The 23,673-nt window shown below is 71.6% G+C and carries 22 protein-coding genes and 1 pseudogene; 14 read left to right on the forward strand and 9 right to left on the reverse strand.

The window, feature by feature from the left end; translation table 11 throughout:
* Positions 1–77 precede the first annotated feature (77 nt).
* From aqpZ to BIV04_RS17240, 4 genes and pseudogenes are all read right to left on the reverse strand, one after another.
* Positions 78–860, reverse strand: a complete 783-nt coding sequence (gene aqpZ / locus BIV04_RS15865) for an aquaporin Z (protein WP_083396533.1) — start codon at positions 858–860, stop codon at positions 78–80.
* Positions 861–939: 79 nt separating this feature from the next.
* Positions 940–1,338, reverse strand: a complete 399-nt coding sequence (locus tag BIV04_RS15870; protein WP_177174840.1) for a phage holin family protein — start codon at positions 1,336–1,338, stop codon at positions 940–942.
* 332 nt (positions 1,339–1,670) lie between these two features.
* Positions 1,671–3,533 (reverse strand): annotated as a pseudogene (locus BIV04_RS15875) (cation:proton antiporter).
* A gap of 5 nt (positions 3,534–3,538) precedes the next feature.
* Positions 3,539–4,222 (reverse strand): hypothetical protein, encoded by a 684-nt coding sequence (locus tag BIV04_RS17240; protein WP_071257550.1) that lies wholly within the window; start codon positions 4,220–4,222, stop codon positions 3,539–3,541.
* A 194-nt stretch (positions 4,223–4,416) separates the two neighbouring features.
* Here BIV04_RS17240 and BIV04_RS15885 point away from each other — a divergent pair, with 194 nt between their 5' ends.
* The 10 genes from BIV04_RS15885 to BIV04_RS15930 all read left to right on the forward strand — a co-directional run bounded on the left by BIV04_RS15885 (position 4,417) and on the right by BIV04_RS15930 (position 15,661).
* Positions 4,417–5,865, forward strand: coding sequence for a sugar porter family MFS transporter (locus tag BIV04_RS15885; protein ID WP_255351268.1), 1,449 nt, complete (start codon positions 4,417–4,419; stop codon positions 5,863–5,865).
* Positions 5,866–5,905: 40 nt separating this feature from the next.
* Positions 5,906–6,874 (forward strand): 5-dehydro-2-deoxygluconokinase, encoded by a 969-nt coding sequence (gene iolC, locus BIV04_RS15890; protein ID WP_071257552.1) that lies wholly within the window; start codon positions 5,906–5,908, stop codon positions 6,872–6,874.
* Positions 6,867–7,790: a deoxyribose-phosphate aldolase gene (locus BIV04_RS15895; RefSeq protein WP_071257554.1), complete on the forward strand. Its 924-nt coding sequence runs from the start codon at positions 6,867–6,869 to the stop codon at positions 7,788–7,790. The genes iolC and BIV04_RS15895 overlap by 8 nt, the downstream gene beginning before the upstream one ends.
* Positions 7,787–9,319: a CoA-acylating methylmalonate-semialdehyde dehydrogenase gene (locus tag BIV04_RS15900; RefSeq protein ID WP_071257556.1), complete on the forward strand. Its 1,533-nt coding sequence runs from the start codon at positions 7,787–7,789 to the stop codon at positions 9,317–9,319. The genes BIV04_RS15895 and BIV04_RS15900 overlap by 4 nt, the downstream gene beginning before the upstream one ends.
* Before the next feature lie 75 nt (positions 9,320–9,394).
* On the forward strand, positions 9,395–10,321 hold the full coding sequence (gene iolB, locus BIV04_RS15905) for a 5-deoxy-glucuronate isomerase (protein WP_071257609.1): 927 nt from the start codon (positions 9,395–9,397) through the stop codon (positions 10,319–10,321).
* A complete protein-coding gene (gene iolD / locus BIV04_RS15910; RefSeq protein WP_071257558.1) occupies positions 10,318–12,216 on the forward strand; it encodes a 3D-(3,5/4)-trihydroxycyclohexane-1,2-dione acylhydrolase (decyclizing) in 1,899 nt (632 codons plus the stop codon). The genes iolB and iolD overlap by 4 nt, the downstream gene beginning before the upstream one ends.
* Before the next feature lie 44 nt (positions 12,217–12,260).
* Complete coding sequence (locus BIV04_RS15915; protein ID WP_071257560.1) at positions 12,261–13,217, forward strand: sugar phosphate isomerase/epimerase; 957 nt, start codon at positions 12,261–12,263, stop codon at positions 13,215–13,217.
* A gap of 40 nt (positions 13,218–13,257) precedes the next feature.
* Positions 13,258–14,307, forward strand: a complete 1,050-nt coding sequence (locus BIV04_RS15920) for a Gfo/Idh/MocA family protein (protein WP_083396535.1) — start codon at positions 13,258–13,260, stop codon at positions 14,305–14,307.
* 6 nt (positions 14,308–14,313) lie between these two features.
* Complete coding sequence (locus BIV04_RS15925; RefSeq protein WP_071257614.1) at positions 14,314–15,192, forward strand: sugar phosphate isomerase/epimerase family protein; 879 nt, start codon at positions 14,314–14,316, stop codon at positions 15,190–15,192.
* A gap of 49 nt (positions 15,193–15,241) precedes the next feature.
* Positions 15,242–15,661 (forward strand): tautomerase family protein, encoded by a 420-nt coding sequence (locus tag BIV04_RS15930; RefSeq protein ID WP_071257562.1) that lies wholly within the window; start codon positions 15,242–15,244, stop codon positions 15,659–15,661.
* A 63-nt stretch (positions 15,662–15,724) separates the two neighbouring features.
* Here the strand turns inward: BIV04_RS15930 and BIV04_RS15935 are convergent, their stop codons facing one another.
* On the reverse strand, positions 15,725–16,480 hold the full coding sequence (locus BIV04_RS15935; protein ID WP_071257564.1) for a GntR family transcriptional regulator: 756 nt from the start codon (positions 16,478–16,480) through the stop codon (positions 15,725–15,727).
* A gap of 104 nt (positions 16,481–16,584) precedes the next feature.
* The gene (locus BIV04_RS15940) at positions 16,585–17,070 is read right to left on the reverse strand and encodes a tetratricopeptide repeat protein (protein WP_071257566.1); all 486 of its coding nucleotides are present in this window, start codon (positions 17,068–17,070) and stop codon (positions 16,585–16,587) included.
* Between the two features lie 192 nt (positions 17,071–17,262).
* On the opposite strand from BIV04_RS15940, the gene BIV04_RS15945 reads away from it, so the two are divergent.
* The 3 genes from BIV04_RS15945 to BIV04_RS15955 all read left to right on the forward strand — a co-directional run bounded on the left by BIV04_RS15945 (position 17,263) and on the right by BIV04_RS15955 (position 19,989).
* Positions 17,263–17,790, forward strand: coding sequence for an SgcJ/EcaC family oxidoreductase (locus BIV04_RS15945; RefSeq protein WP_071257568.1), 528 nt, complete (start codon positions 17,263–17,265; stop codon positions 17,788–17,790).
* A gap of 74 nt (positions 17,791–17,864) precedes the next feature.
* Positions 17,865–18,548 carry a response regulator transcription factor gene (locus BIV04_RS15950; RefSeq protein WP_055975992.1) on the forward strand — a complete coding sequence of 228 codons (684 nt, stop codon included), beginning with the start codon at positions 17,865–17,867 and terminating at the stop codon, positions 18,546–18,548.
* Positions 18,538–19,989, forward strand: a complete 1,452-nt coding sequence (locus tag BIV04_RS15955) for a cell wall metabolism sensor histidine kinase WalK (RefSeq protein ID WP_071257570.1) — start codon at positions 18,538–18,540, stop codon at positions 19,987–19,989. The genes BIV04_RS15950 and BIV04_RS15955 overlap by 11 nt, the downstream gene beginning before the upstream one ends.
* 134 nt (positions 19,990–20,123) lie before the next feature.
* On the opposite strand, the gene BIV04_RS15960 is transcribed toward BIV04_RS15955, so the two are convergent.
* The gene (locus BIV04_RS15960) at positions 20,124–20,957 is read right to left on the reverse strand and encodes a DUF4184 family protein (RefSeq protein WP_071257572.1); all 834 of its coding nucleotides are present in this window, start codon (positions 20,955–20,957) and stop codon (positions 20,124–20,126) included.
* A gap of 141 nt (positions 20,958–21,098) precedes the next feature.
* Positions 21,099–22,022 carry an NmrA family NAD(P)-binding protein gene (locus BIV04_RS15965; protein ID WP_071257575.1) on the reverse strand — a complete coding sequence of 308 codons (924 nt, stop codon included), beginning with the start codon at positions 22,020–22,022 and terminating at the stop codon, positions 21,099–21,101.
* Between the two features lie 326 nt (positions 22,023–22,348).
* Here BIV04_RS15965 and BIV04_RS15970 point away from each other — a divergent pair, with 326 nt between their 5' ends.
* Positions 22,349–22,729 (forward strand): hypothetical protein, encoded by a 381-nt coding sequence (locus tag BIV04_RS15970; RefSeq protein WP_071257577.1) that lies wholly within the window; start codon positions 22,349–22,351, stop codon positions 22,727–22,729.
* A gap of 154 nt (positions 22,730–22,883) precedes the next feature.
* On the opposite strand, the gene BIV04_RS15975 is transcribed toward BIV04_RS15970, so the two are convergent.
* Positions 22,884–23,567 (reverse strand): hypothetical protein, encoded by a 684-nt coding sequence (locus tag BIV04_RS15975; RefSeq protein WP_143048749.1) that lies wholly within the window; start codon positions 23,565–23,567, stop codon positions 22,884–22,886.
* Positions 23,568–23,673: the final 106 nt, after the last annotated feature.

Consider the following 23,673-nt stretch of genomic DNA (forward strand, 5'->3'; position numbering starts at 1 on the left):
TTGAAGCGGGGAACCGCAGGAGGCGCGGGTCACGCGACCCGCGCCTCCTGCGGTTCCCTGCCGCTCGGGTCATCAGGTCAGGCGCGGCGACGCAGGATGCGGTGCGCGAGGCCGGCGACGGCGGCGCCGACGAGGGGCGCCACGAAGAAGACCCAGACCTGGGCCAGCGCGTCGGGGCCGCCGTAGAGGGCCGCCGCCAGCGAGCGGGCGGGGTTCACCGACGTGTTGCTCACTGGGATGCTGATCAGGTGGATCAGCGTCAGGGTCAGGCCGATCGCCAAGGGTGCCAGGGCCTTGTACTCGTTCTTGGCGGTCACCGAGAGGATGACGCCGACGAACACGGCGGTGAGCACGATCTCGGTCACGAGCACGGCTCCGAGCCCGAAGCCGCCGGGCGACGCCGCCCCGAAGCCGTTCGACGCGAAGCCCGACTCACGGGCCGCGGTGAAGTAGCCGGCCGGGCCGTCGGCGGCGACGAGAGCCACGACGCTCGCTCCGGCGGCCGCACCGACGAGTTGCGCCACGACGTAGCCGGGCACGCTCGCCCACGTGGTCCGACCGGCCAGGGCGAAGCCGACCGTCACGGCCGGGTTGAAGTGGCCACCCGAGATGTGGCCGACGGCGTAGATGCCGGCCATCACGCTGAGCCCGAACGCCAGGGCCACGCCGAGGAAGCCGACACCGAGGGCGTTGCCGTCGTCCGGGAACGACGACGCGAACACGGCCGTGCCGACGCCTCCGACGACGAGGAGGAACGCTCCGAACGCCTCGGAGGCGTACCGCGCGAGCGGCGTGTAGGTCTCGGCGTGTTGGGTGCGCTGTTCTTTCGTGGACCGGCTGGCGGGTGCGTTGCGAGGCATGGGGGACTCTCTGGTGTCGGGGTCGGACGGGTCGGGAGGGGAGGGGGTCGGGTTCGGAGGGGTGTCGGTGGAGCTGCAGCTACTCGGCCGACGAGGTGAGGTTCTTCACCGTGTCGGAGGGCACCGGCGGGATGCCTCGCTTGACGCCCTTCAGTCCGACGGCGACGAGCACCGCGGTCACGACGGCGAAGACCGCGAACGTGATCAGGGCGGCGGCCCAGAGGGGGACGGCCAGGGCCAGCAGGGCGACGGCGGTCCCGGCCAGGAGGATCACGGTCACGATCGCGAGGACCGCGCCGACGGCGAGCAGCACGGCGCCGGAGCGCGCATCCCGCGCCCGGCCGGCGATCTCGTCGCGCGCCGACCGCAGTTCCGTGCGGACGGCCTTGATGATGGGCTCGATCGCCCGGCTGCCGAGCTGGTCGCGGAACCTGCCGGCGAAGCCTGCGTCGGCCTGCTTCTCGTCGTCTGCGCTCATGGAGGTGGTCCTTCTCTCGGCGAGGCCACTCGAGTCGGTGGCCGGGGATCGCTGTGCCGCGGTGCGGACACACCATTCGGACGCGTGCGGCGCCCCACCCGTCATCGACCTCCAGCGAGCTTCCAGCCTCGGGTCGCCGAGCACTCGCGAAGCGGCCAGGCGGGGGACAGACCCGGCGTCAGGGGCAGGGCGTCCGGCGTCGGTGGGACGACCAGGAGGCGCGCGCGGCCGACCGGCGCGAGTCCCGGTCACCGAGGCGTCCGGGGGTACCCGACCCGCGCCTCCTGCGGTCGTTCAGGGGGAGGCGCGGGGAACCGCGACGGCGGCCGGGGTCAGTCGGCGAGGCGGCCGCGGAGCTCGATCGCGATCTCGGAGGCGTCGAGGTTCGTGAGGGCGTCCGCGAGGACATCGGCGTCGAACAGGCCGTTGTCGCGGGCGTCGAGCAGGGCCTCACGCTGCGCGGCCAACATCGCCAGGGTGTGGGCCACCGACGCGTCGAAACCCTCCTTCGAGCGGTCGACCGTGCGGGGGTCGGGGCCGGGGACGGTGTCGGCGCTCGTCCGCATCAGCTCGACGATCTTGGTGCGCTCGGACTCGTTCTGGGCGTGCTCCGCGGCCTCGTCGACCGGCGGCGACAGACGCCTCAAGAGGGGCCCGATCGTCCCGCCCTGCAGCAGCAGCGACAGCGCCGCGACCGCGAACGCGATCAACACCAGCACCGGGCGCTGCGGGGTGTCCTCGGGCAGCGTCTGCGCCGCCGCGACCGTCACCGCGCCGCGCATCCCCGCCCAGACGACCGCCGTGCCGTCGCGCCAACCCAGCGGCTGACGCAGGAAGTACTCGATGTCGGCCAGGCCCTGCGTGACCCGCCTCGTGAACTGGTCGAGCGTCCGCTGCGAAGGGGTGCGCGGCGATCGGTCGCGGCCCGTTCGGGTGCGCGGCTCGACGCGCCTCGGGCTGCGCGGCGTGCGGGCACGGGGTGACCGGCCGGTCGACGCGACGTCCGCGGGGTCGCCCACCGCGCCTCCTGCGGTGTCGCCGGGAGCCGAGCGGGCACCGGCACCGGTACCGGCGGCGGCCTCGAGCTGCCGCGGGTCGCTGCGCGCCCGCCGGTTCAGCTCGGCGAACGAGCCGCCGGCACCCTCGGACTCGATGCGGTCCTGCATGCTCTGCACCCGCGGCTGCATCGCCTCGGCGTGACGCGCCCTGGCCGACAGGAAGCGCAGTAGCGGCGCGACGTACGCCGCCCGCACGACGATCGTCAGCGCCAACGCACCCAGCGCGATCAGCAGCGCCGGCGCGACACCGGAGTGGTCCTCTTGCACGTCCGTGACGATCGACTTGATCTGAAGGCCCATGGTGAGGAAGACGGCACCCTCGAGCACGAGCTCGACCGTGCGCCAGTTCTGCGTGTCCGACAGGCGGTTCTGCGGCGACAGCACCCGCGGCGCCCGGACCCCCGTGACGAGGCCCGCGACCACCGCCGCGACGAGCCCGGACGCCCCGACGGCGCTCGCCGGGAGCGACGCGACGAACGGCACCGCGAACGAGATCACCGTGTTGACGGTCGAGTCGGTGACGCGCCTCCGCACGGCGAGGTTGACCCAGCCGACGACCAGACCGATCACCAGCGCGACGACGACCGAGTACGCGAACGTGCCCAGCGCACCCCAGAACGAGAAGGAGGCGGCGGTCGCCACGATCGCGGTACGCAACAGCACCAGCGCGGTCGCGTCGTTGAGCAGGCTCTAGCCGTCGAGCATGGCGACGACCCGTTTCGACACCGACGTCTGCTTGACGATCGACGTCGCGACCGCGTCCGTCGGGCTGATCACGGCGCCGAGCGCGACACCCCAGGCGAAGCCGAGGTCGGGCAGGACGAGCTGGAAGAACACGCCGAGCAGCAGGGCGGTCGCCACGACCAGCACGACCGACAGGCCGCTGATGGCCCCGAATTCGCGACGGAAGTTCATCGCCGGCATCGACACGGCCGACGAGTAGAGCAGCGGCGGCAGGACGCCGGCGAGGATCAGCTCGGGGTCGATCTCGATCGACGCGAACACCGGCAGGAAGCTCGCGGCGACCCCGACCGCCACCAGCAGCAGCGGGGCGGCGACTCCGAGGCGGGGGCCGACGAGGGTCGCAGCGGCGATCACCACGAAACCGGTGACCAGCACGACCAGCAGGTCGGCCATCTCCATCAGTCGTCGACCAGGACGCGGAGGGCCTCGACGAGCGCCCGGTTGCCGGCGCGGAGGGCCGCGACCTCGGCCTCGAGGGCGGTGAGGCGGGTGCCGGCGGGTGCGGGTGTGGGAGCTGATGCGGGTGCGGGTTCGGATGCAGGCTCGGGCACGGGTTCGGGCCGTGGCTCGGGTTCAGCCTCGGGTGTCGGCTCGGGCTCGGGCTCGGGCTCGGGCTCGGGCTCGGGGGCAGGATCGGACACTGCCCAGGGGTCCTGCTCGGGCTCGGGTTCGGTCTGCGGTTCGGGCGCGGTCTCGGTCTGCGGAACGGCCTCGGTCTGCTGCACGGCCTCGGTCTGCTGCACGGCCTCGGCCTCGGCGTCGGGCTCGGATCCGCTCGCGGGCTCCGGGGGTGCGGCGGACCGCGATGACTCGGCTGGCCCGTCGTCCGTGGGGGACTCGACCCGCGCCTCCTTGGTGGTCTTGACGACCTGCGAGAACTTGGGGCGGGGCTTGCGCTTCGGCTTGGCGGACTCGGGCGAGGCCTCGTCGACCCAGTCGCTGAGGGTCTGTCGCGGGACGTTGAACTCTTCCGCGACGACGGTGAGGACGTTGCGGTCGGTGGGGTTCGTCATCCGCCGCTGCAGCACGCGGGCCGTCGCGGCCTCTCGCGTCTCATCGTCGTACCACTCGTCGAAAGGCATGCTCCGATTCTAGGGAGCCGCTCACCGCAGGAGGCGCGGGTCACCCGAGCCGCGCCTCCTCGCCTCAGTCAAGTCTCCGACTCCATGACCGATTGACAGGACATACAGACATGGCTAGCCTCATCCTGTCGCCGATGCAGGGGCGACGACCCGCACCGACGCGGGAAGCTGTAACCACAACCAATGGAGGAATCGTGGTCACCGACACATCGGGCAGTTCGCCCCGAGTAGCTCTTCCCGCCCTGGTCTCGGGCCCGCACACCAAGCGCCTCGGCACCGTCGCGGTCATCGCCACCTTCGGTGGGCTGCTCTTCGGCTACGACACGGGCGTGATCAACGGCGCGCTCGACTCGATGGAGGAGAGCCTCGGTCTCACGCCGGCCAGCGAGGGCATCATGGTCTCGGCCATCCTCATCGGGGCTGCGGTCGGGGCGTTCTTCATCGGGCGCATCTCGGACGCCTTCGGGCGGAAGCCCACCATCAACACCCTCGCCATCCTGTTCTTCTTCGCGGCCCTCGCCTGCGTGCTCGCCCCCACCTGGGAGTTCCTCACCGGGGCACGGTTCTTCCTCGGCATCGCGGTCGGCGGTGCCTCGGTCACCGTTCCGGTGTTCCTCGCCGAGCTCGCCCCCACCGAGCAGCGCGGCGGGCTCGTCAGCCGCAACGAGCTCATGATCGTCTCGGGGCAGCTCGCCGCCTTCACGATCAACGCCGTCATCGGCAGCGTCTGGGGCGAGCACGACAACGTGTGGCGCTACATGCTGTCGGTCGCGGTGCTGCCCGCGATCGCCCTCTTCATCGGCATGTTCCGCGTCCCCGAGAGCCCTCGCTGGCTGATCGCCAAGGGCCGCGACGACGACGCGCTCGCCGTGCTCAAGCAGATCCGCGCCGACGACCGGGCGGTGGCCGAGATGGCCGAGGTGCGCCTTCTCGCCGACGAAGAGAAAGAGGCCAAGAGTGCCCGCCTCGCCGACCTCATCGCCGAGCCCTGGCTCCGCAAGATCTTGTTCATCGGCATCGGCCTGGCCGTCGCGCAGCAGCTGACGGGCATCAACTCGATCATGTACTACGGCACCCAGGTGCTGCAGCAGTCCGGCTTCTCGCAGAGCGGGGCCCTGATCGCCAACGTCGGGGCCGGCGTGATCGCCGTCGTCGCCATGCTCGTCGCCCTGCGCATCATCAACAAGGTTGGACGACGCACCATGCTCATGGTCGGCTTCGCCGGCGTCACGATCTTCCACCTGCTGATCGGCCTGTCGTCGCTGCTGATCCCCGAAGGGCTCGGCCGCGCCATCGTCGTCCTGATCTTCGTCATCGGCTTCGTCGGCACCATGCAGGGCACCATCGGCCCCCTCGTCTGGCTGATGCTCAGCGAGATCTTCCCCCTCAAGCTGCGCGGCGTCGGCATGGGGCTCACGGTGCTGATCCTCTGGCTGACCAACTTCGCCGTCAGCCTGCTCTTCCCGATCCTCGTCGCCGGCATCGGCATCTCGACGACGTTCTTCATCTTCGCCGTGCTCAACGCCGGGTCGTTCCTCTTCGCCGTGAAGAAGGTGCCCGAGACGAACGGGCGTTCGCTCGAGCAACTCGAAGAGGACTTCAGCACCGGAGCCATCTACGTCGTGAAGAACGGCAAGAAGTGACCACGACCGCACGCCCGGCTCTCGAAAGGACGACCACGTCATGACCGACCACAACGACACCGCCCCCTACGAGGTCCTGACCATGGGCCGCGTCGGCGTCGACATCTACCCGCAGCAGTCCGGTGTTCCCCTCGAAGAGGTCGAGACCTTCAGCAAATCCGTCGGGGGCAGCGCGACCAACGTCGCCATCGCCGCCGCCCGTCACGGCCGCCGGTCCGCGGTGGTCACCCGCACCGGCGACGATCCCTTCGGCCGCTACATCGTCCGAGAGCTCGAGCGGCTCGGCGTCTCGACCCGGCTCGTCTCGACCGTCGACGGGCTGAACACCCCGGTCACGTTCTGCGAGATCTTCCCGCCCGACGACTTCCCGCTCTACTTCTACCGGCAGCCGAAGGCACCCGACCTCATGATCACCGCGGGCTCGCTCGACCTCGCCGCCGTCGAGCAGGCCACGGTCTTCTGGGCCACGGTCACCGGCCTCAGCGAAGAACCGAGCAGGCAGGCGCACCACGTGGCCTGGCAGGCCCGGGGTCGTCGTCCCCTGACGATCCTCGACCTCGACTACCGCCCCATGTTCTGGAAAAGCCCCGAGGTCGCCACCCGCGAGGTCGGGCGCGCCCTCGAGCACGTCACCGTCGCCGTCGGCAACCGAGAAGAGTGCGAGATCGCCGTCGGCGAGACCGAGCCCGAGCGGGCCGCCGACGCCCTCCTCGAACGAGGCGTCGAACTCGCCGTCGTCAAGCAGGGTCCCAAGGGCGTCCTCGCCAAGACGCGAGACGAACGGATCGAGGTGCCCGCGCACCTCGTCCAGGTCATCAACGGCCTGGGGTCGGGCGACGGGTTCGGCGGAGCCCTCTGCCACGGCCTGATCCAGGGATGGTCGCTCGACCGCACCCTGCGCTTCGCCAACGCGGCCGGCGGCATCGTCGCCACCCGGTTCGAGTGCTCCACCGCCATGCCCACCACCGACGAGGTCGAGGCCGTCCTCGAGGAGGCACACCATGTCTGACCGCACCACCCCGGCTCTCGACTTCGAGCGCCTCCGCACCCTCCGGGCCGCCGAACCGCACCGGGTGGCCGAGGCCCTCGCCGCCCGCACCCGGCCCGCCCCCCTGGCCGCCGACGGACGCCTCTTCATCATCGCGGCGGACCACCCCGCCCGTGGTGCTCTCGGTGTCCGAGGCGACGCGATCGCCATGGCCGACCGGTACGACCTCCTCCGTCGACTCGTCGTCGCCCTCGACCGACCCGGCGTCGACGGGGTGCTCGGCACTCCCGACATCCTCGAGGACCTCGCCCTGCTCGGCGCCCTCGACGGCAAGGTCGTCGTCGGAAGCATGAACCGGGGCGGGCTCCAGGGCGCCACGTTCGAGCTGGACGACCGCTTCACCGCGTACTCGGCCGCGTCGATCGCCGACTCCCGCTTCGACTTCGCGAAACTGCTCGTCCGCGTGGCACTCGACGACCCCGGCACGGCCTCGACCCTGGCCGCGACGGCACGCGCGGTGACCGAGTCGGCCAGGCTGCGCCTCCCGATCATGCTCGAGCCCTTCATGAGCTCGTGGGTCGACGGGCGCGTGACGAACGACCTCACGGCCGATGCCGTCATCAAGTCGGTCGCCATCGCGTCGGGCCTCGGCGAATCCTCCGCCTACAGCTGGCTCAAGCTGCCCGTCGTCGACGACATGGAACGCGTGATGGCGGCGACGACCCTGCCCACGCTGCTGCTGGGGGGCGACCCCGCCGTCGACCCGGCCGACACCTACGCCCGCTGGGCCGCGGCCCTGGCCCTCCCCGGCGTCCGCGGGCTCGTCGTCGGGCGCACCCTGCTCTACCCGAGCGACGACGACGTCGCCGCAGCCGTGGACCACGCCGCCGGGCTCGTCCACTCTCCCTCGACCACGAACGGATCGGCAGAACGATGACCAGCACCACCAGCACGCACACCGGCAACGCCGCCACCGATCGCCCTCTGGTCGCGCACTGGATCGACAACGCCGAGGTGCCCGGCACGAGCGGCCGCACCGCCCCCGTCTACGACCCGGCCCTCGGGGTCGCGACGAAGGACGTCTCGCTCGCCGACGCCTCCGAGATCGAGACCGCCGTCGCCTCGGCGCGACGGGCGTTCCCCGCCTGGCGCGACCTCTCGATCACGAAGCGTCAGCAGATCATGTTCCGCTTCCGTGAGCTCCTCAACGAGCGCAAGGGCGAACTGGCCGAGATCCTCACGAGCGAACACGGCAAGGTGCTGAGCGACGCCCTCGGCGAGATCACCCGCGGCCTCGAGGTCGTCGAACTGGCGACCGGGTTCCCCCACCTGATCAAGGGCGAGTTCTCGCAGCAGGTATCCACCGGGGTGGACGTGTACTCGACCAAGGCGCCCCTCGGCGTGGTCGGAGTCATCAGCCCCTTCAATTTCCCGGCCATGGTGCCGATGTGGTTCTTCCCGATCGCGATCGCGGTCGGCAACACCGTCGTGTTGAAGCCGTCCGAGAAAGACCCGTCCAGCGCGATGTTCCTCGCCCGCCTCTTCGCCGAGGCCGGCTTGCCCGAGGGCGTGTTCAACGTCCTCCACGGCGACAAAGAGGCCGTCGACGGCCTGCTCGAGCACCCCGACGTCAAGGCCATCTCGTTCGTCGGGTCGACGCCCATCGCCCGGTACATCTACGAGACCGCCGCCCAGCACGGCAAGCGCGTCCAGGCCCTCGGCGGTGCCAAGAACCACATGCTCGTGCTGCCCGACGCCGACCTCGACCTGGTGGCCGACAGCGCGATCAACGCCGGATTCGGTTCGGCGGGCGAGCGCTGCATGGCGATCAGCGTGGTCGTCGCGGTCGAACCCGTGGCCGACGAACTGATCGAGAAGATCACCTCACGCATGGCCGGCCTCACCGTCGGCGACGGTCGCCGCAGCTGCGACATGGGCCCTCTCGTCACCGAGCAGCACCGTGACAAGGTCGCGAGCTACATCGACATCGCCCTCGCCGACGGAGCCGACGTCGTCGTCGACGGCCGGGGCATCGAGGTCGACGGTGAGGCCGACGGCTTCTGGCTCGGACCCACCCTGATCGACAAGGTGCCGCTCACCAGCCGCGTCTACACCGAAGAGATCTTCGGGCCGGTGCTGTCGATCGTGCGCGTCGCGTCGTACGACGAGGGCGTCGCCCTCATCAACGCCGGTGCCTACGGCAACGGGACCGCGATCTTCACCAACGACGGAGGCGCGGCGCGGCGTTTCCAGGCCGAGATCGAGGTCGGCATGATCGGCATCAACGTGCCCATCCCGGTGCCCGTCGCGTATTACTCGTTCGGCGGCTTCAAGGACAGCATCTTCGGTTCGGACAAGGCCTACGGGATGCAGGGCTTCGAGTTCTACACCCGCGAGAAGGCGATCACGTCGCGTTGGCTGGACCCGAGCCACGGCGGCGTCGACCTGGGCTTCCCCCAGAACTGACCGCCGGCCCGATCTGTCCCCAGGCAGTACCCCCGTGGCCCCCGGGCCGCTCCGCTCGATGATGAGGTGGACGACATGAACGACGACCCCCGCTGGTTCTTCCCCCGCGGCGACCTGACCCGCGACGGCTGGCAGACCGTCGTCGACGGCGACCTCGACGGTTGGCAGCACACCGGCCTGCGCGTCGGCGAGCTCGGTGACGGTGTCTCGTTGCACCTCGCCGCCGGTGGGCTCGAGCGCATGGTGGTGCCGCTGACCGGTGACGTCGTGGTCGAGTGGAGCGACGCCCGAGGTGGGTCGGGCACCCTCGAGCTCGCCGGGCGCGAGTCCGTCTTCGACGGGCCGGCCGACGTCGCCTACCTGGGCGTCCGGACGGAGGCGGTGGTCACCGGGCACGGTCGGGTCGCGGTCGCCGAGGCACCCGCCGACCAGGTGCTCGACGTGCAGGTGCTCCGTCGTGACGACATCCCCGTCGAGATCCGCGGAGCCGGTCGATCGACCCGCCAGGTGCACAACTTCGGCACCCCGGACGGGCTGCACGCCCAGAAGCTCATCGTCTGCGAGGTCGTGACGCCCGCCGAGAACTGGTCGTCGTACCCTCCGCACAAACACGACGAGGGGGTGCCCGGCACCGAGTCCCGCCTCGAAGAGATCTACTACTTCGAGTCCGCCGTCAGCCGCGGCCTCGACGCCCCCTCGCAGGCCGACCCGTTCGGCATGTTCGCCACCTACAGCTCACCTGCGGGGCAGATCGACGTGAACGCCCTCGTCCGCACCGGCGACGTCGCCCTCGTCCCGTTCGGGTACCACGGCCCCGCCGTCGCCGCCCCGGGCTACGACCTCTACTACCTCAACGTCATGGCGGGGCCCGACCCCGAGCGCGCCTGGCTGATCACCGACGACCCGGCACACGGTTGGGTCCGTGCCGGGTGGGAGTCCCAGGCTCCCGACCCCCGGCTGCCCTACCTACCAACCGCACCCTCGAAAGGACCGCGTCGATGACGACGAAGAGACTCACCGTCGGCCAGGCACTCGTCGAGTTCCTCGCCAACCAATGGACGGTCGACGGTGACGTGCGAGAACGCACCATCCCCGGCATGTTCGGCATCTTCGGCCACGGCAACGTCGCGGGCGTCGGCCAGGCGCTCAAGCAGTACCACGTCGACCGGCCGGGCCTCATGCCGTACCTCCAGGCGCGCAACGAGCAGGCGATGGTGCACCAGGCCGTGGGCTACGCCCGCATGCACCGGAGGCGCGCGACCTACGCGAGCACCGCCTCCGTCGGTCCGGGTGCCGCCAACATGCTCACGGCCGCCGCGCTCGCGACGACGAACCGCCTGCCGGCCCTGCTGCTGCCGAGCGACACCTTCGCCACGAGGGTCAGCGATCCCGTGCTGCAGCAGATCGAGATGCCGCACGACACGTCCCTGCAGGTGACCGACGCGTTCCGGCCGCTGTCGCGGTTCTTCGACCGCGTCGAACGGCCCGAGCAGCTCTTCTCGATCGCGCTCGCCGCGATGCGCGTGCTGACCGATCCGGCCGAGACCGGTGCCGTCACGATCGCCCTGCCCGAGGACGTCCAGGCCGAGTGGCTCGACGTGCCCGACGAGTTCCTGCAACCCCGCGAGTGGCACATCCGGCGGCCCGTGCCCGAGCGAGGGCCGCTCGAGCGCGCCGTCGCCGCCGTCAAGGGTGCGAAGCGCCCCGTCATCGTCGCCGGCGGCGGAATCCTCTACTCGGGCGCGGAGCAGCAACTCGACGCCCTCGCCCGCGCGACCGGCATCCCCGTCGGCACCACACAGGCCGGCGGAGGGTCACTCGCCTGGGACCACCCCCAGTACCTCGGGGGCATCGGCGCCACCGGCACGACCGCCGCGAACCGCATCGCCGCCGAGGCCGACCTCGTCATCGGCATCGGCACCCGGTACAGCGACTTCACCACCGCCTCACGGACGGCCTTCCAGGACAGCGACGTGCGGTTCGTCAACGTCAACGTCACGTCCTTCGACGCCTACAAGCACGGCTCGCAACTGCCCGTCGTGGCCGATGCCCGCGAGACGCTCGACGCCCTCGGCGCGGCGCTCGCCGAGCACCGGGTACCCGACGAGCACGCCACCCGCGTGGCCGCCGAGAAGGCGACCTGGGATGCCCTCGTCGACGAGGCCTTCCAGCCGTCCGGGCTCGCGTTGCCCGGCCAGCCCGAGATCATCGGCGCCGTCCAGGCCGCCAGCGACCCCACCGACGTCGTGGTCCAGGCGGCCGGGTCGTTGCCCGGCGACCTGCACAAGCTGTGGCGGGTCCGCGACCCGCTCGGGTACCACGTCGAGTACGCGTTCTCGTGCATGGGCTACGAGATCGCCGGTGGCCTCGGCGTCAAGAGGGGTGCCCCCGACCGCGACGTCATCGTCATGGTCGGTGACGGCTCCTACCTCATGCTGCACACCGAACTGGTCACCGCCGTCGCCGAGGGCATCAAGATCATCGTGGTCCTCATCCAGAACCACGGCTACGCCTCGATCGGCCACCTCTCCGAGACCGTCGGCGCCGAGCGCTTCGGCACCCTCTACCGCAAGCTCGATCCCGAGTCCCTCGACTTCCAGGGCACCGAGGTGCTCCCGGTCGACCTCGCGATGAACGCCCGCAGCTACGGGCTCGACGTCGTCGAAGTGCAACCGACGACGGATGCCGTGGCCGACCTCTCCGCAGCCCTCGCCGCGGCCAAGGCCTCGTCGACGAGCACGCTCATCCACGTGAACAGCGACCCACTCGTCTACGCCCCGGACGGCGAGGGCTGGTGGGACGTCCCGGTCGCGCAGGTCTCGACCCTCGGCAGCACCACGGCCGCCCTGGCCGACTACCGCGAGCAGCAGGCCGCCCAGCGCCCGCTGCTCGGCTGACACCGCCGAACCTCACCCGCACCCTCTCGAAAGGCACCGCCGCCATGACCGACACCGTCACCGACCCCGACGCCACGCCCACCGGCCCGGGTGGGCGTGGGCTCCGCATCGGGACCGCGCCCGACTCGTGGGGCGTCTGGTTCCCCGAGCACCCCAGTCAGATCCCCTGGCCGCGCTTCCTCGACGAGGTGCAACAGGCCGGCTACCACTGGATCGAACTGGGCCCCTACGGGTACCTGCCGACCGACCCCCACCAGCTCGAGGACGAGCTCGGTCGGCGCGACCTGAAGCTGTCTGCCGGCACCGTCTTCACCGGGTTCCACAAGGGCGACGACCAGTGGCGACGCGCCTGGGACCAAGCGCTCGCCGTCGCCGGGCTCGCCTCGACGCTCGGTGCCGAGCACCTCGTCGTCATCCCCGACCTCTGGCGCAGCGACGCCACGAGCGAGGTGCTCGAGGCCCGCACCCTCACCGACGACCAGTGGGCGAAACTCGGCGCCGGTCACGACAAGCTCGGCAAGGCGCTCCTCGAAGAATTCGGCGTCAGGCAGCAGTTCCACACCCATGCCGACAGCCACGTCGGCACGTACCGAGAAACCGAGCGTTTCCTGGCCGAGACCGACGCCCGCTACACCAACCTCTGCCTCGACACCGGGCACTTCGCGTACTACGGCGGCGACTCCGTACGCCTCGTCGAGCAGTACCCCGACCGCATCGGCTACCTGCACCTGAAGCAGGTCGACTCCGACCTGCGCTTCACCGTGCTCAAGAACGACGTGCCGTTCGGTGACGCCGTCGCCCAGGGCGTCATGGTCGAGCCGCCGAAGGGCGTGCCCGAACTCGCCCCCGTGCTCGACGCGGTCAGCCGCATCGATCCCGAGATCTTCGCGATCGTCGAGCAAGACATGTTCCCGGTCGAATCGATCGACCTGCCGCTCGGCATCGCCACCCGCACGCGAGAGCACATCATGAGCTGCTCGCCCCGCTCCCGCCTCGTCTGACGTCCCCGCCGACGATCCCCCGCCCCGAAGGAGAACCCCTGTGACCACCACCCCCGACCTCCGCGTCGCCGTCGTCGGCGCCGGCATGATGGGCGCCGACCATGTCGCCCGCATCACGTCCACCATCAGCGGGGCCACGGTCGTCGCCGTCGTCGACCCCGACACCGCTCGTGCCGACGCCGCGGCGGCGACCGCCCCCGGCGCGATCACCGCGGCCGACTTCGACGAGGCGCTCGCCGCCACCGAGATCGACGCGGTCATCATCGCCACCCCCGGGTTCTTGCACGAAGCCGTCCTCCTGCCCGCCCTGGACCGCGGTCTGGCCATCCTCTGCGAGAAGCCCCTCACGACCGACGAGGCCGCGTCGCTCCGCGTGCTCGAGGCCGAGCAGAGGCTCGACCGGCCGCACATCCAGGTCGGCTTCATGCGCCGCTTCGACCAGGGGTACCAAGACCTCCGGGCCCTCGTCGCGTCCGGCGAGCACGGAGCCCTGCTCGCCCTGCACTGCGCCCACCGCAACGCCACGACCCCGCCGAGCTACTCCGAAGAGATGCTCATCCTCGACTCGGTCATCCACGAGATCGATGCCGTCCCCTTCATCGCCGGCGAGCCGATCGTCGCGGTCGAGGTCAAGAAGCCCCGCCGCAACTCGCTGGCGCCCGAGGGGCTCCGCGAGCCGCAGTTCGTGATCCTCGAGACCGAGTCGGGCACGATGGCGATCGTCGAGATCAACGTCAACATCCAGTTCGGCTACCAGGTCACCACGGACGCCGTCTTCGAGAGCGGCGTGGCCTCCATCGGGCGCGAGACCGGACTCCAGCTCACCACGGCCGCCCGGTCGGGCGTCGCCGTGCCGCCGACGTTCAAAGAACGCTTCGGCGCCGCCTACGACATCCAGGTGCAGCGCTGGGTCGACGCCGCGCACCGCGGCACCATCGACGGTCCGAGCGCCTGGGACGGCTACCTCGCGAGCGTGGTCGCCACCGCCGGCGTCGAGGCGCAGAAGACCGGCCGCCGCGTCGAGGTCGACTACGCGATGGCCAAGCCGTCGTTCTACGACCTGCCCCGTGCCGCCGCGACGGGGGAGTGACCGGTGGTGAAGATCGCCCTCGACCCCACTCCGCTGCACCACAGCCACTCCCTGCTCGAGCTGCCCGCCAAGGTCGCCGAGCTGGGGTACGACCACCTGCAGCTGACCCCGCACCGCGACTTCATCCCGTTCTTCCGGCACCCGAAGGCCGACGACGACCTCGTCGACGCCTTCGCGGCGGCCTGCAAGGAGGCGCGGGTCGAGATCGCGTCCGTCCTGCCCGTCCTGCGCTGGTCCGGTCCTGACGAGGAGTCCCGTCGGGCCGCCGTCAAGCAGTGGAAGCGCGTCATCGAGATCACCGCCCGCCTCGGTGTCGACGTGATCAACACCGAGTTCAGTGGTCGGCCCGAGCTGTCGGAAGAGTCCGAGCGCCAGTTCTACTGGTCGATGGAAGAGTTGCTGCCCGTCCTCGAACGTGAGGGCATCCGCGTCTTCATCGACCCGCACCCCGACGACTTCGTCGAGGACGGCCTGGAGGCCCTCCGGGTCATCCGCGGTCTCAACACGAAGCACGTCGGTCTCGCCTACGTCGCGTGCCACACCTTCCACTACGGCGGCGACATGGCCGAGATCATGGCCGCGGCCGGGCAGTCGCTCGGGCTCGTCCACATCGCCGACACGTTCGACCACCGCCGGTCGCACGGGCTGCGGTACATCTCCAACCCGCCCGGCAACGCGGCCCGTGTGCACCAGCACCTGAAGATCGGTGACGGTGACGTCGACTGGGACGGCTTCTTCGGCGGCCTGCACCGGCTCGGCTTCTTCGATCGCGACGACACCGTCGCCGTCTCGAGCGTCTTCGCCGAGGACGAAGCCGTCGACAGCGTCAGTCGCTACCAACGCGAACAGATCACGGCGCGCATCGACGCCGCGTCGCGCGCCTGAGTCGCCGACACCCGCCGACACCTGACCACTCCCGACGAAAGAAGAGACCATGCCCCTCGTCCGCATCGACCTCCTGCCCGGTCGCACCCCCGAACAGATCACCGCGATCGCCGACGCCGTCCACGACGCGATCGTCGAGGTCTACGGCATCCCGCCTCGAGACCGCTTCCAGGTGATCAACGAACTGCCGGCCGGTCGCATCATCGCGCAAGACGCCGGGCTCGGTTTCGAACGCTCCGGCGGAGTCGTCATGATCCAGATCTTCACCCAGAGGGGACGCACCGACGAAGCCAAGCAGGCCCTCTACGCCCGGATCGCCTCGGGCCTCGAGACCGTCGGCGTGGCCGGAGGGGACGTCTTCATCGGCTACGTCGAGAACGGTCCGCAGGACTGGTCGTTCGGCTTCGGGGCGGCGCAGTACGTGACGGGTGAACTGCAGGTGCCTTCCGCCGCCGGACAGGCCGGCTGACCCGCCGGTCGGTCGGGCGTCGGCGCCTGGAGCCGGCCACCGCCGCCCGACGCCGTTCCTCGACTACTTGTCGACGAGGGTGATCGAGAACGAGTAGAGGTCGGGCCGGTAGCAGTGGTGCCCGACCTCGACCGCCCGCCCCGACGCGTCGTAGGCGGTGCGGGTCATGGTCAGCACGGCCCCGCGCGGCTCGATCTCGAGCAACTGAGCCTCGTCGGCGTGAGCGGCCCGGGCTCCGATCCGCTGCTTCGCCACCCGGATCGTGACGCCGAGGGCTCGGAGCAGTTGGTAGAGGCCCTGGGCGGCGAGGTCGGCGTCCGAGAACGGGGCGAGGTCGAGCGGCAGGTAGTTCTCGAGCACCGCGACGGGGACCCCGTCCGCCAGGCGAAGGCGCCGCACGTGGCTGACCTGGTCGCCGACCTCGATGCCGAGCGCCATGGCGGTCTTCTCGTCGGCCTCGACGACCTGGTGGGCGAGCAGACGTGTCGTCGGGGCCTTGCCACTGTCGGTCAGGTCTTCGAACAGGCTGGTCAGCTCGACGTTGCGAGTCACGGGTCCGTGGACGACCTGGGTGCCGATGCCTCGCCGCCGGACGACGAGTCCTTTGTCGACCAGCTCTTGGATGGCTCGGCGGACGGTGGGTCTCGACAGGCCGAGACGTTCGCCGAGTCCGACCTCGTTCTCGAGTCGAGCGCCCGCGGGCAGCTGCCCACCCAGGATGGCCGCCTCGAGTCGCGTGGACATCTGGAACCACAACGGGATGGGGCTGCCGCGGTCGAGGTCGGCGAAGAGATCGGCCGGAAGCTTTGCGTCGGTCATGTGCTCCCCTCAGCCGAACGTATGTCGTGACAACCTTACGGGCGGCGCGGGGCGGTGGCCATCCTCAGCGGACGGGCCGGCGCCTCGCACTGGCGGCGGCCGGGTCAGCGCTCGGTGAGTGCGGCCGCGTAGGCGCGGACCGAGCGGTGGTAGCGGGGGAGGGTCGGCTCGACGGCCTCGATCGCGACCCGCAGAGCCTCGTCGACCCGGCCGGCGCTGTGCAGGGCGAGCGCGAGGAAGACCTTCGGCGCCGCTCCGGTGGCCGGGTGCTCGGGGGCGTCACGCAGCATGGCGATGGCCTCGTCGACGCGACCGAGGTTGCGCAGGGTCGAGGCGTGCTGCACGACCATCTGCGCGGCACGGGCCGGATCGACGGCATCGAGGCCGGCCTCGGTCGCCGCCGCGTAGTGCACGTGGGCCTCGGCCTCCCGGCCCCCCGAGTCGTGGGCGCCGCCGAGCTCGAACTCGCCCAGCGCGGGGTGAGGTGCATCGGCGGCCAGGGCCGTCATGCGCTCGATTCGCTGCTCGTCGTCGACGGTCTCGTCGGCCCAGAGGGCGGCGACGCGGTCTTCCCAGGCCTCGGTGCTCATCCGGCCACGGTAGCGGGCGAGGTGAGCCGCGCCTCCTCGGGGTGAGGCGCGCCTCCTCCCCAGCGACACCCGACCGCGATCTTGTCCCCGCGTTGACCTCCTGCTGACCGAGTGCTGACGCGCCTCTCGAGAGGCTTGATCCACCGCACACCACGGGCCGGCACACCGGCCCCCAAGCGAAGGAACACGCACATGACCCGCCGTCGAATCGCCCTCCCCGTCATCGCCGTCTCCGCCGCCGCCGTCCTCGGCATCACCGGGTTCACGGCCGCGACCGCCGCCGCCCCCGACCCGGCCCGCGACTCCTCGACGGCCGAGAAGACGCCCCCGACGGCCGACGTCCCGACCGAGGCCGAGGTCGAGTCCCTCTTCGACGACTGGAACGCCTCGCTCGCCACCGGTGACCCCACCCGGGTCGCCGAGCACTACGCCGAGGACGCCGTCCTGCTGCCGACGGTCTCGCCCGGCATCCACGACACCCCCGCCGAGCGCCTCGAGTACTTCGAGGGCTTCCTGCTCAACGAACCGCAGGGCGAGATCACCGAGAGCGTCGTCCGCGACCTCGGCGACGGCTACGTCTCGCACTCCGGCCTGTACACGTTCACGATGGGTGCCAGCGGCGACGTCGTGCCGGCCCGGTTCACGTTCGTCTACGCCGAGGACGACGGCGAGTGGCAGATCGTCGAGCACCACTCGTCGAAGGAGCCGGTGAAGGGCTAGGCGACCGTGCCCCGTCGGCCGGCGCGCGCCTCCTGCGTTCGCCGTCCGTCCAGTCGAGGGTGAGATCGTCGACCGTGCTCGTTCTGCTCGTCGAAGACGATCCCGCCATCGCCGCCTCGCTGCGCGAGGGCCTCGCACGCTTCGGCTACGACGTCGAGTGGGTGACGACCGGAGGCGAGGCGCTCGACGCCGACCCACCCGGCGTCGTCCTGCTCGACCTCGGCCTGCCCGACATGGACGGCCTCGACGTCTGCCGGCGGCTCCGAGCCCGGTCGAACGTGCCGATCATCGTCATCACCGCCCGAGGCGACGAGGTCGACACCGTCGCCGGGCTCGAGGTCGGTGCCGACGACTACGTCGCGAAACCGTTCGGCGTCCGCGAGATCGTGGCACGCATCCGCGCGGTGACCCGGCGCCACGGGGGCGACGCGACGGGCGAGGCCACCGAACCCGCGCCTCCTGCCGTGGCCCTCGGCGCCGTGAGCGTCGACGTCGCGGCGAGGCGGGTGCGCCGACACGACGCCGAGGTCGCCCTCGCGCCGAAGGAGTTCGACCTGCTCGTCGCCCTGGCCCGTCGCGTGGGGTCGGTCGTCACCCGGGAGGCGTTGATCGACGAGGTCTGGGACAGCCACTGGTTCGGGTCGACGCGCACCCTCGACGTCCACGTGTCGGCCCTGCGGCAGAAGCTCGGGCCCGAGATCGCCATCACGACCGTGCGCGGGGTCGGGTTCCGGTTGGAGCACGCCGATGCGCCGTAGGCTCGTCGCCTCGTACCTCGTGATCGTCGGGCTCGCCCTCGTCGCCTTCACCGTGCCGGTCGGCCTGCAGCTGACCGACCTGTTGCGCAGCGATCAACGCGAGGTGGCCCTGCGCGAGGCACGCACCATCGCCGTCCTGCTCGCCACCGCCACCGAAGCGGACGACGCCACGGCCCGCGGCGCCCGGGTGGCGCTGCTGCAGCTGCGCGACGAGATGGAGGAGCAGACCGACGGCCGTGTCGAGCTGATCGGCGTCGACCGGTCACCCGCCCTCGGCCGGCCGGTCGTCGGGGCGGACGACGGCGACTTCGACGCCGCCCTGTCGGGGCAGGAGCGCGTGCGGTCACTCGACGACTCCGTGCTCGGCGAGCGTGGCCTGCAGGTGACGGTGCCCGCGACGACCGACGACGGCCGGGTGGACGGCGCCGTCCGGGTCACGGTGCCCACGGCCCCGGTAGACGAGGAGGTGCGGGGCATCTGGCTCTTCCGGCTCGCGGCCGGCGCGGTCGTCCTGGTGCTCTCGGTGATCGCCAGCGCCGTCGTCGCCACGTCGCTGCTGCGCCCGCTGCGGTTGCTCGACGCGATGGCCGACCGCATCTCGCGCGGCGACCTCACCGCCCGCGCCGACCTCGACGCGATGGGCCCGCCCGAGATGCGCCGTCTCGCGAGCACCTTGAACGACGGCACCCGACGCATCGAGGTGCTGCTCTCGGCCCAGCGGGCCTTCACCGCAGACGCGTCGCACCAGCTGCGCACGCCCCTCACCGCCCTGCGCCTCGGCCTCGAGAACCTGCAGGACCGGCTCGACGACCCCGCCGACGTGGCCGCCGTCGATCGCGCCCTGAGCGAGTCCGGTCGGCTGAGCCGGCTCGTCTCGGACCTGCTCGTGCTCGCCCGGAGTCAGGGTGCCTCGGCCACACCGGTACCCGTCGACGTCGGTGCGGTCCTGGAGGCGCGGGCCGAGGTCTGGTCGTCGTCGGCCGAGGACGTCGGGGCGCGGATCGTGGTGGAGCTCGGGGGGCCGGGGTCGGGGGGACCGGGGTTCGGCGGGTCGGGGTCGGGCGGACCGGGGTTGGTCGCGCTGGCCTCGCCGGGGCAGCTCGAGCAGGCGCTCGACAACCTCATCGACAACGCGTTGCGGGTGTGCCCGACCGGCGAGGCGGTGACCCTGCGAGCGACGGCGCCCCAGGAGGCGGACGGAGTCCTCGTCGAGGTGATCGATCGCGGGCCCGGCATGTCGGCGGCTGACCGGGCCCGCGCGTTCGACCGCTTCTGGAGCACCACGCCGGGCGGCTCCGGCCTCGGACTCGCCATCGCCCGAGAACTCGTCCAGCACGACGGCGGGTCGGTCGACCTGGTCGACACGCCCGGCGGCGGGCTGACCGCGCGGATCGTGCTGCCACGCGACACCGCCTCGACCGCGGGCGACCGGGCCGGGTGAGCAGGGACGCAGGAGGCGCGGGTCGGCCGAGCGCACCTCCTGCGTCCCTGCTCGGTGCCGTCGCCGCCGCCGGTGCACGATCGGGGCGAGCCGCGCCTCCTCGGGGGCGGCAACGGCGGCGGAGGCCGTCCGCGTCAGGCTCGTCGGGGGTGTGCGCGAGCGCGGATCAGCTGGACGGCCACCGCCGCGACGGCCGTCGCGACCAGCACGAGTGCGCCCGCGAGGGTGCCGGCGAAGAACGTGAACGACTTCGCCGTGTGGACGTCGGTCGGCAGTCCCCGGGTCGCGGCGACGATCACGACGCCGGCGACGAGGGCCGCGGCGAGCGAGGCCCAGAACACGAGGCGGATGCGTGCATCCGGGACGAGGAGCGCGGTCTCGGGCGTCGTGGTCGGGGGAGTGCGCCGCAGGTACCGGACGGCCGCGATGCCGAGCACGACCAGCCCGCCGAGTGACGAGACGTACTGCGCCCACTGCGTGCCCACCCACGGCCCCCACTGCTCGGCCAGGGCCGGGATCAGCGTGCTGCCGAAGCGGTCCGGGTGCGTGAACGCGTCCCAGAACACGTGGGTGAGCACACCGAGGACGAGTGCGAGGAGGGCCCACGGGGCCGTGCGGGCCAGGCCGGCCCCCGAGCCGGTGCCGGGGTCGGTCCAGGGGCCGGTCCCGTCGCCGGGCACGGGACCGCGTGAGTCCCACGACGTCGGCAGGCGCGACCCGATCGACGTCGGCAGCAGGGCGCGCGCCGCCGGCCGCAGCAGCACGCGCCAGACGAGGTAGAGCAGCACCGCGACCGGCACCGAGAACAGCAGCAGGCTCGGGAACCCGTGGGTCTGCTCGTAGGTCACCCCGACGGGGAAGAACAGCGGCACGTCCGGCGCCATGGAGCCGACCGCGATCGCCCCGAACGGCAGGGGCGTGCGGACGAACGGCAGGGCGACGACGGCATGGCTGGGGGTGAACGGCACACGCCATCGTGGCGGCCGGCGGCAGAGGCGGGCATCCACCCGGGGGTTGAGAGCGGCGCGACCCGGGGACGACATGGGTGGTCGGGCGGTCTCGGGAAGCGACGGAGGCGTGATCGACGCGACCCGCGCCTCCTGCGGTGGTCAGGCGGCGGACCCGGCCGGCGAGCCGGTCCGCGTCGCGAGGACGTCGCGCACGGTGGTCCAGCGCTCGGGGCCGTAGCGGTCGTTGTCGACGTGGCGCAGCTGCGCGTCGCCGCTGAACATGTTCACGAAGTACTGCATGCCCTGCCAGGCGGGGAACGTGTCGTCGCCCTTCGACGTGCGGCGCATGACGGCCGCCATCGCCGAGAGGGTGCCGGTCGTGCCGGCCCACTGCGGCTTGAACGGCGTGCCGGTGAGCTCGCTCATCGTGCGGGCGACCTGGCGGGCGGTGACCCGGTCCCCTGCGACCTCGACGACGCGCGGAGCCTCGGGGTCGAGCGCGACCCGGGCGACGACGTGGGCGACGTCGTCCTTCGTCGTGAAGTCGAGCACCTGGTCGGCCGACGACCAGAACAGCACACGCTTCCGGTCGAACAGGACCATCGGCGCGTCCCCGGTCAGCAGGTCGGTGAACATGCCATTCAGCACGGACGTCGCCCGGATCGGAGCCGCGTCGACGTCGGCCGCGAACTCACGCCGCAGCTCGAAGTTCCGGTTGCTGCCCGGCGGTATGCTGCGGTAGTCGGCCGAATAGTCCGACGGCACGAACCGCGGAACCCCCGCCGCGACGGCTGCCTTCAGCAGTGCACGCTGCGCGTCGATGATCACGGGACGGACGCCGCTGACGGCGGACACGACGACGTCGGCGCCGCGGGCGGCCTCGGTCAGGGCGGGCACGTCCGTGTAGGAGGCGCGGGTCACCTCGACCCGGTCGTCGTCACCGAACAGCGTGGCCGCGCCGGTGCTGCCGGGGCGGGTCAGGACGCGCAGGCGCACGTCGCTCGTGGTGTCGCGGAGCAGCTCGCGGGAGATGCGCTGGCCGAGGTCGCCGGTCGCGCCGGCGAGGAGGACGGTGGTGGTCATGGGGGAGTGGCTCGTTCCGTCGGGGGGTCAGAGGCCAGTCTGCGCGCTCGGCGGCGGTGCGGTGCGGTGCGGGGAGGAGGTGCGGGGCGGTGGGTTGCGGTGCGGCAGGGCGCGGGTGCCGGGGCGCATGACGCCAGGATGTGGACACAGCGCCAGGTCAAGGGCTGGTGCTGTGCCCACTTCCTGGCGCGGTGTGCTGGGGACGGGGTGTCCTCGGGGACGCGATCCGCGCCTCCTCGGGGCTTGTGGGCCCGTTCCTCGTGTGAGGGGAGCACGATGGCGGGGACCCGTCGTACCCGTGCGCGGGCGAACGGAGAGAGCCGACCATGAGCACCACCGACCCCGACGACTTCGTCACCCGCGCCGCACGGCGGGCCCGTGAACTCATCGACACCTCCGACGTCGTGCCGCCCGTCGCCCGGGGTGCCCTGCACGACCTCGCGGGCCGGGCCGAGACCGTGGTGCGCGACGTCACCGACCGCGCCGGGTCGTCGGCCCACGATCTGGTCGACCGCGCGGAGGTGATCGCCGACCGCGCCGAGAAGACCGTGCGCGACGTCGCCGAGACCGTCACGATCGCCGCCATGGAGGCCACCGACCAGGCCCACCAGCGCTACCGCCGCCGCGCCCGCGTCACCAACGCCGTCGGGGCGGCCGTCATCTCGGGGCTGGTCGTGGCGCTGGTCGCGAGCAGGCGTCGGCAGTAGCGCCGCCGCCAGCCCGCCGCCCTGCTGACCTGCCACCCTGCCACCCCGCCACGAAGTAAACATCCCGCCACGAGAAAAGGTGGCGGGATGTTTACTTCGTGGCCGGGTGGCGGCGTGGACGCGGTCCGAGGGTGAGGAGGCGCGGTGCGAGTGGTCAGTCGCGCTCCGGCGGGTCGGGCAGCACGAGCTCGCGGTCGCCGAGTGGCGCCGACAGGGGCACGTGCACGATGCGGAGTTCAGCCGCGTCGGGCCTCGTCAACGGGTTCGATGTGCCGCAGCGCAACGGCGCGCCCTGGAACCGGATCTTCGAGGTGCCGGTCACCGCCACCGAGACCTCGTCGGCGCTCTCTTCGACGAAGACCGTCCCGGGCTGACAGCTGCCCTGCCGCACGGCGACGACGACGTCACCGTCGGCCAGGTCTCCGCCCAGTTCGCCGAGGTCGTCACGCCCGACGACCTTCGCCTGCCACACCGGCAGCCCCTGCTGCTCGCCCGTGGACCGCGACATCACACCGGCCACGCTCGTGGTCTGCTCGACGTCGGGGTCGAGGTCGATCTGCAGGTCGCTGTAGGACGAGAAGACGCCGATGTCCCAGGCGTCCTGCAACGACTCGCGTGCCTCCGCTTGTCGCTGCGCGGTTGAGCCCCAGAACCCGAAGCCGACCGAGAGCACGATCAGGATCACGCCCGAGACCCGGGTGTAGCGGATCAAGAGGTCGCTCGGCTCGGCCCGGTCGCCGTCGCGCACCTGCCAGCGCGAGCCGAACAACATGGCCCGGGGCGGCGCGACCAGGCACCAGACTCCGGCCAACACCCCGACGACGGATATCCATAACATGACGGAACCCTATCCAGTCGGGTCGCAAGCTGCGCCAGCCCGCCAGCCCGCCAGCCCGCCAGCCCGCCAGCCCGCCAGCCCGCCTGCCCGCCACGAAGTGAACATG

The organism is Frigoribacterium sp. MCBA15_019 (genome assembly GCF_001864945.1).
Taxonomy (GTDB): Bacteria; Actinomycetota; Actinomycetes; order Actinomycetales; family Microbacteriaceae; genus Frigoribacterium.

What these genes read in the sequence shown, in the direction of transcription:
- aqpZ (WP_083396533.1), bottom strand. Translation starts at nt 860, where the DNA reads ATGCCTCGCAACGCACCCGCCAGCCGGTCCACGAAAGAACAGCGCACC.
- BIV04_RS15870 (WP_177174840.1), bottom strand. Translation starts at nt 1,338, where the DNA reads ATGAGCGCAGACGACGAGAAGCAGGCCGACGCAGGCTTCGCCGGCAGG.
- BIV04_RS17240 (WP_071257550.1), bottom strand. Translation starts at nt 4,222, where the DNA reads ATGCCTTTCGACGAGTGGTACGACGATGAGACGCGAGAGGCCGCGACG.
- iolC (WP_071257552.1), top strand. Translation starts at nt 5,906, where the DNA reads ATGACCGACCACAACGACACCGCCCCCTACGAGGTCCTGACCATGGGC.
- BIV04_RS15895 (WP_071257554.1), top strand. Translation starts at nt 6,867, where the DNA reads ATGTCTGACCGCACCACCCCGGCTCTCGACTTCGAGCGCCTCCGCACC.
- BIV04_RS15900 (WP_071257556.1), top strand. Translation starts at nt 7,787, where the DNA reads ATGACCAGCACCACCAGCACGCACACCGGCAACGCCGCCACCGATCGC.
- iolB (WP_071257609.1), top strand. Translation starts at nt 9,395, where the DNA reads ATGAACGACGACCCCCGCTGGTTCTTCCCCCGCGGCGACCTGACCCGC.
- iolD (WP_071257558.1), top strand. Translation starts at nt 10,318, where the DNA reads ATGACGACGAAGAGACTCACCGTCGGCCAGGCACTCGTCGAGTTCCTC.
- BIV04_RS15915 (WP_071257560.1), top strand. Translation starts at nt 12,261, where the DNA reads ATGACCGACACCGTCACCGACCCCGACGCCACGCCCACCGGCCCGGGT.
- BIV04_RS15930 (WP_071257562.1), top strand. Translation starts at nt 15,242, where the DNA reads ATGCCCCTCGTCCGCATCGACCTCCTGCCCGGTCGCACCCCCGAACAG.
- BIV04_RS15935 (WP_071257564.1), bottom strand. Translation starts at nt 16,480, where the DNA reads ATGACCGACGCAAAGCTTCCGGCCGATCTCTTCGCCGACCTCGACCGC.
- BIV04_RS15940 (WP_071257566.1), bottom strand. Translation starts at nt 17,070, where the DNA reads ATGAGCACCGAGGCCTGGGAAGACCGCGTCGCCGCCCTCTGGGCCGAC.
- BIV04_RS15945 (WP_071257568.1), top strand. Translation starts at nt 17,263, where the DNA reads ATGACCCGCCGTCGAATCGCCCTCCCCGTCATCGCCGTCTCCGCCGCC.
- BIV04_RS15955 (WP_071257570.1), top strand. Translation starts at nt 18,538, where the DNA reads ATGCGCCGTAGGCTCGTCGCCTCGTACCTCGTGATCGTCGGGCTCGCC.
- BIV04_RS15965 (WP_071257575.1), bottom strand. Translation starts at nt 22,022, where the DNA reads ATGACCACCACCGTCCTCCTCGCCGGCGCGACCGGCGACCTCGGCCAG.
- BIV04_RS15970 (WP_071257577.1), top strand. Translation starts at nt 22,349, where the DNA reads ATGAGCACCACCGACCCCGACGACTTCGTCACCCGCGCCGCACGGCGG.
- BIV04_RS15975 (WP_143048749.1), bottom strand. Translation starts at nt 23,567, where the DNA reads ATGTTATGGATATCCGTCGTCGGGGTGTTGGCCGGAGTCTGGTGCCTG.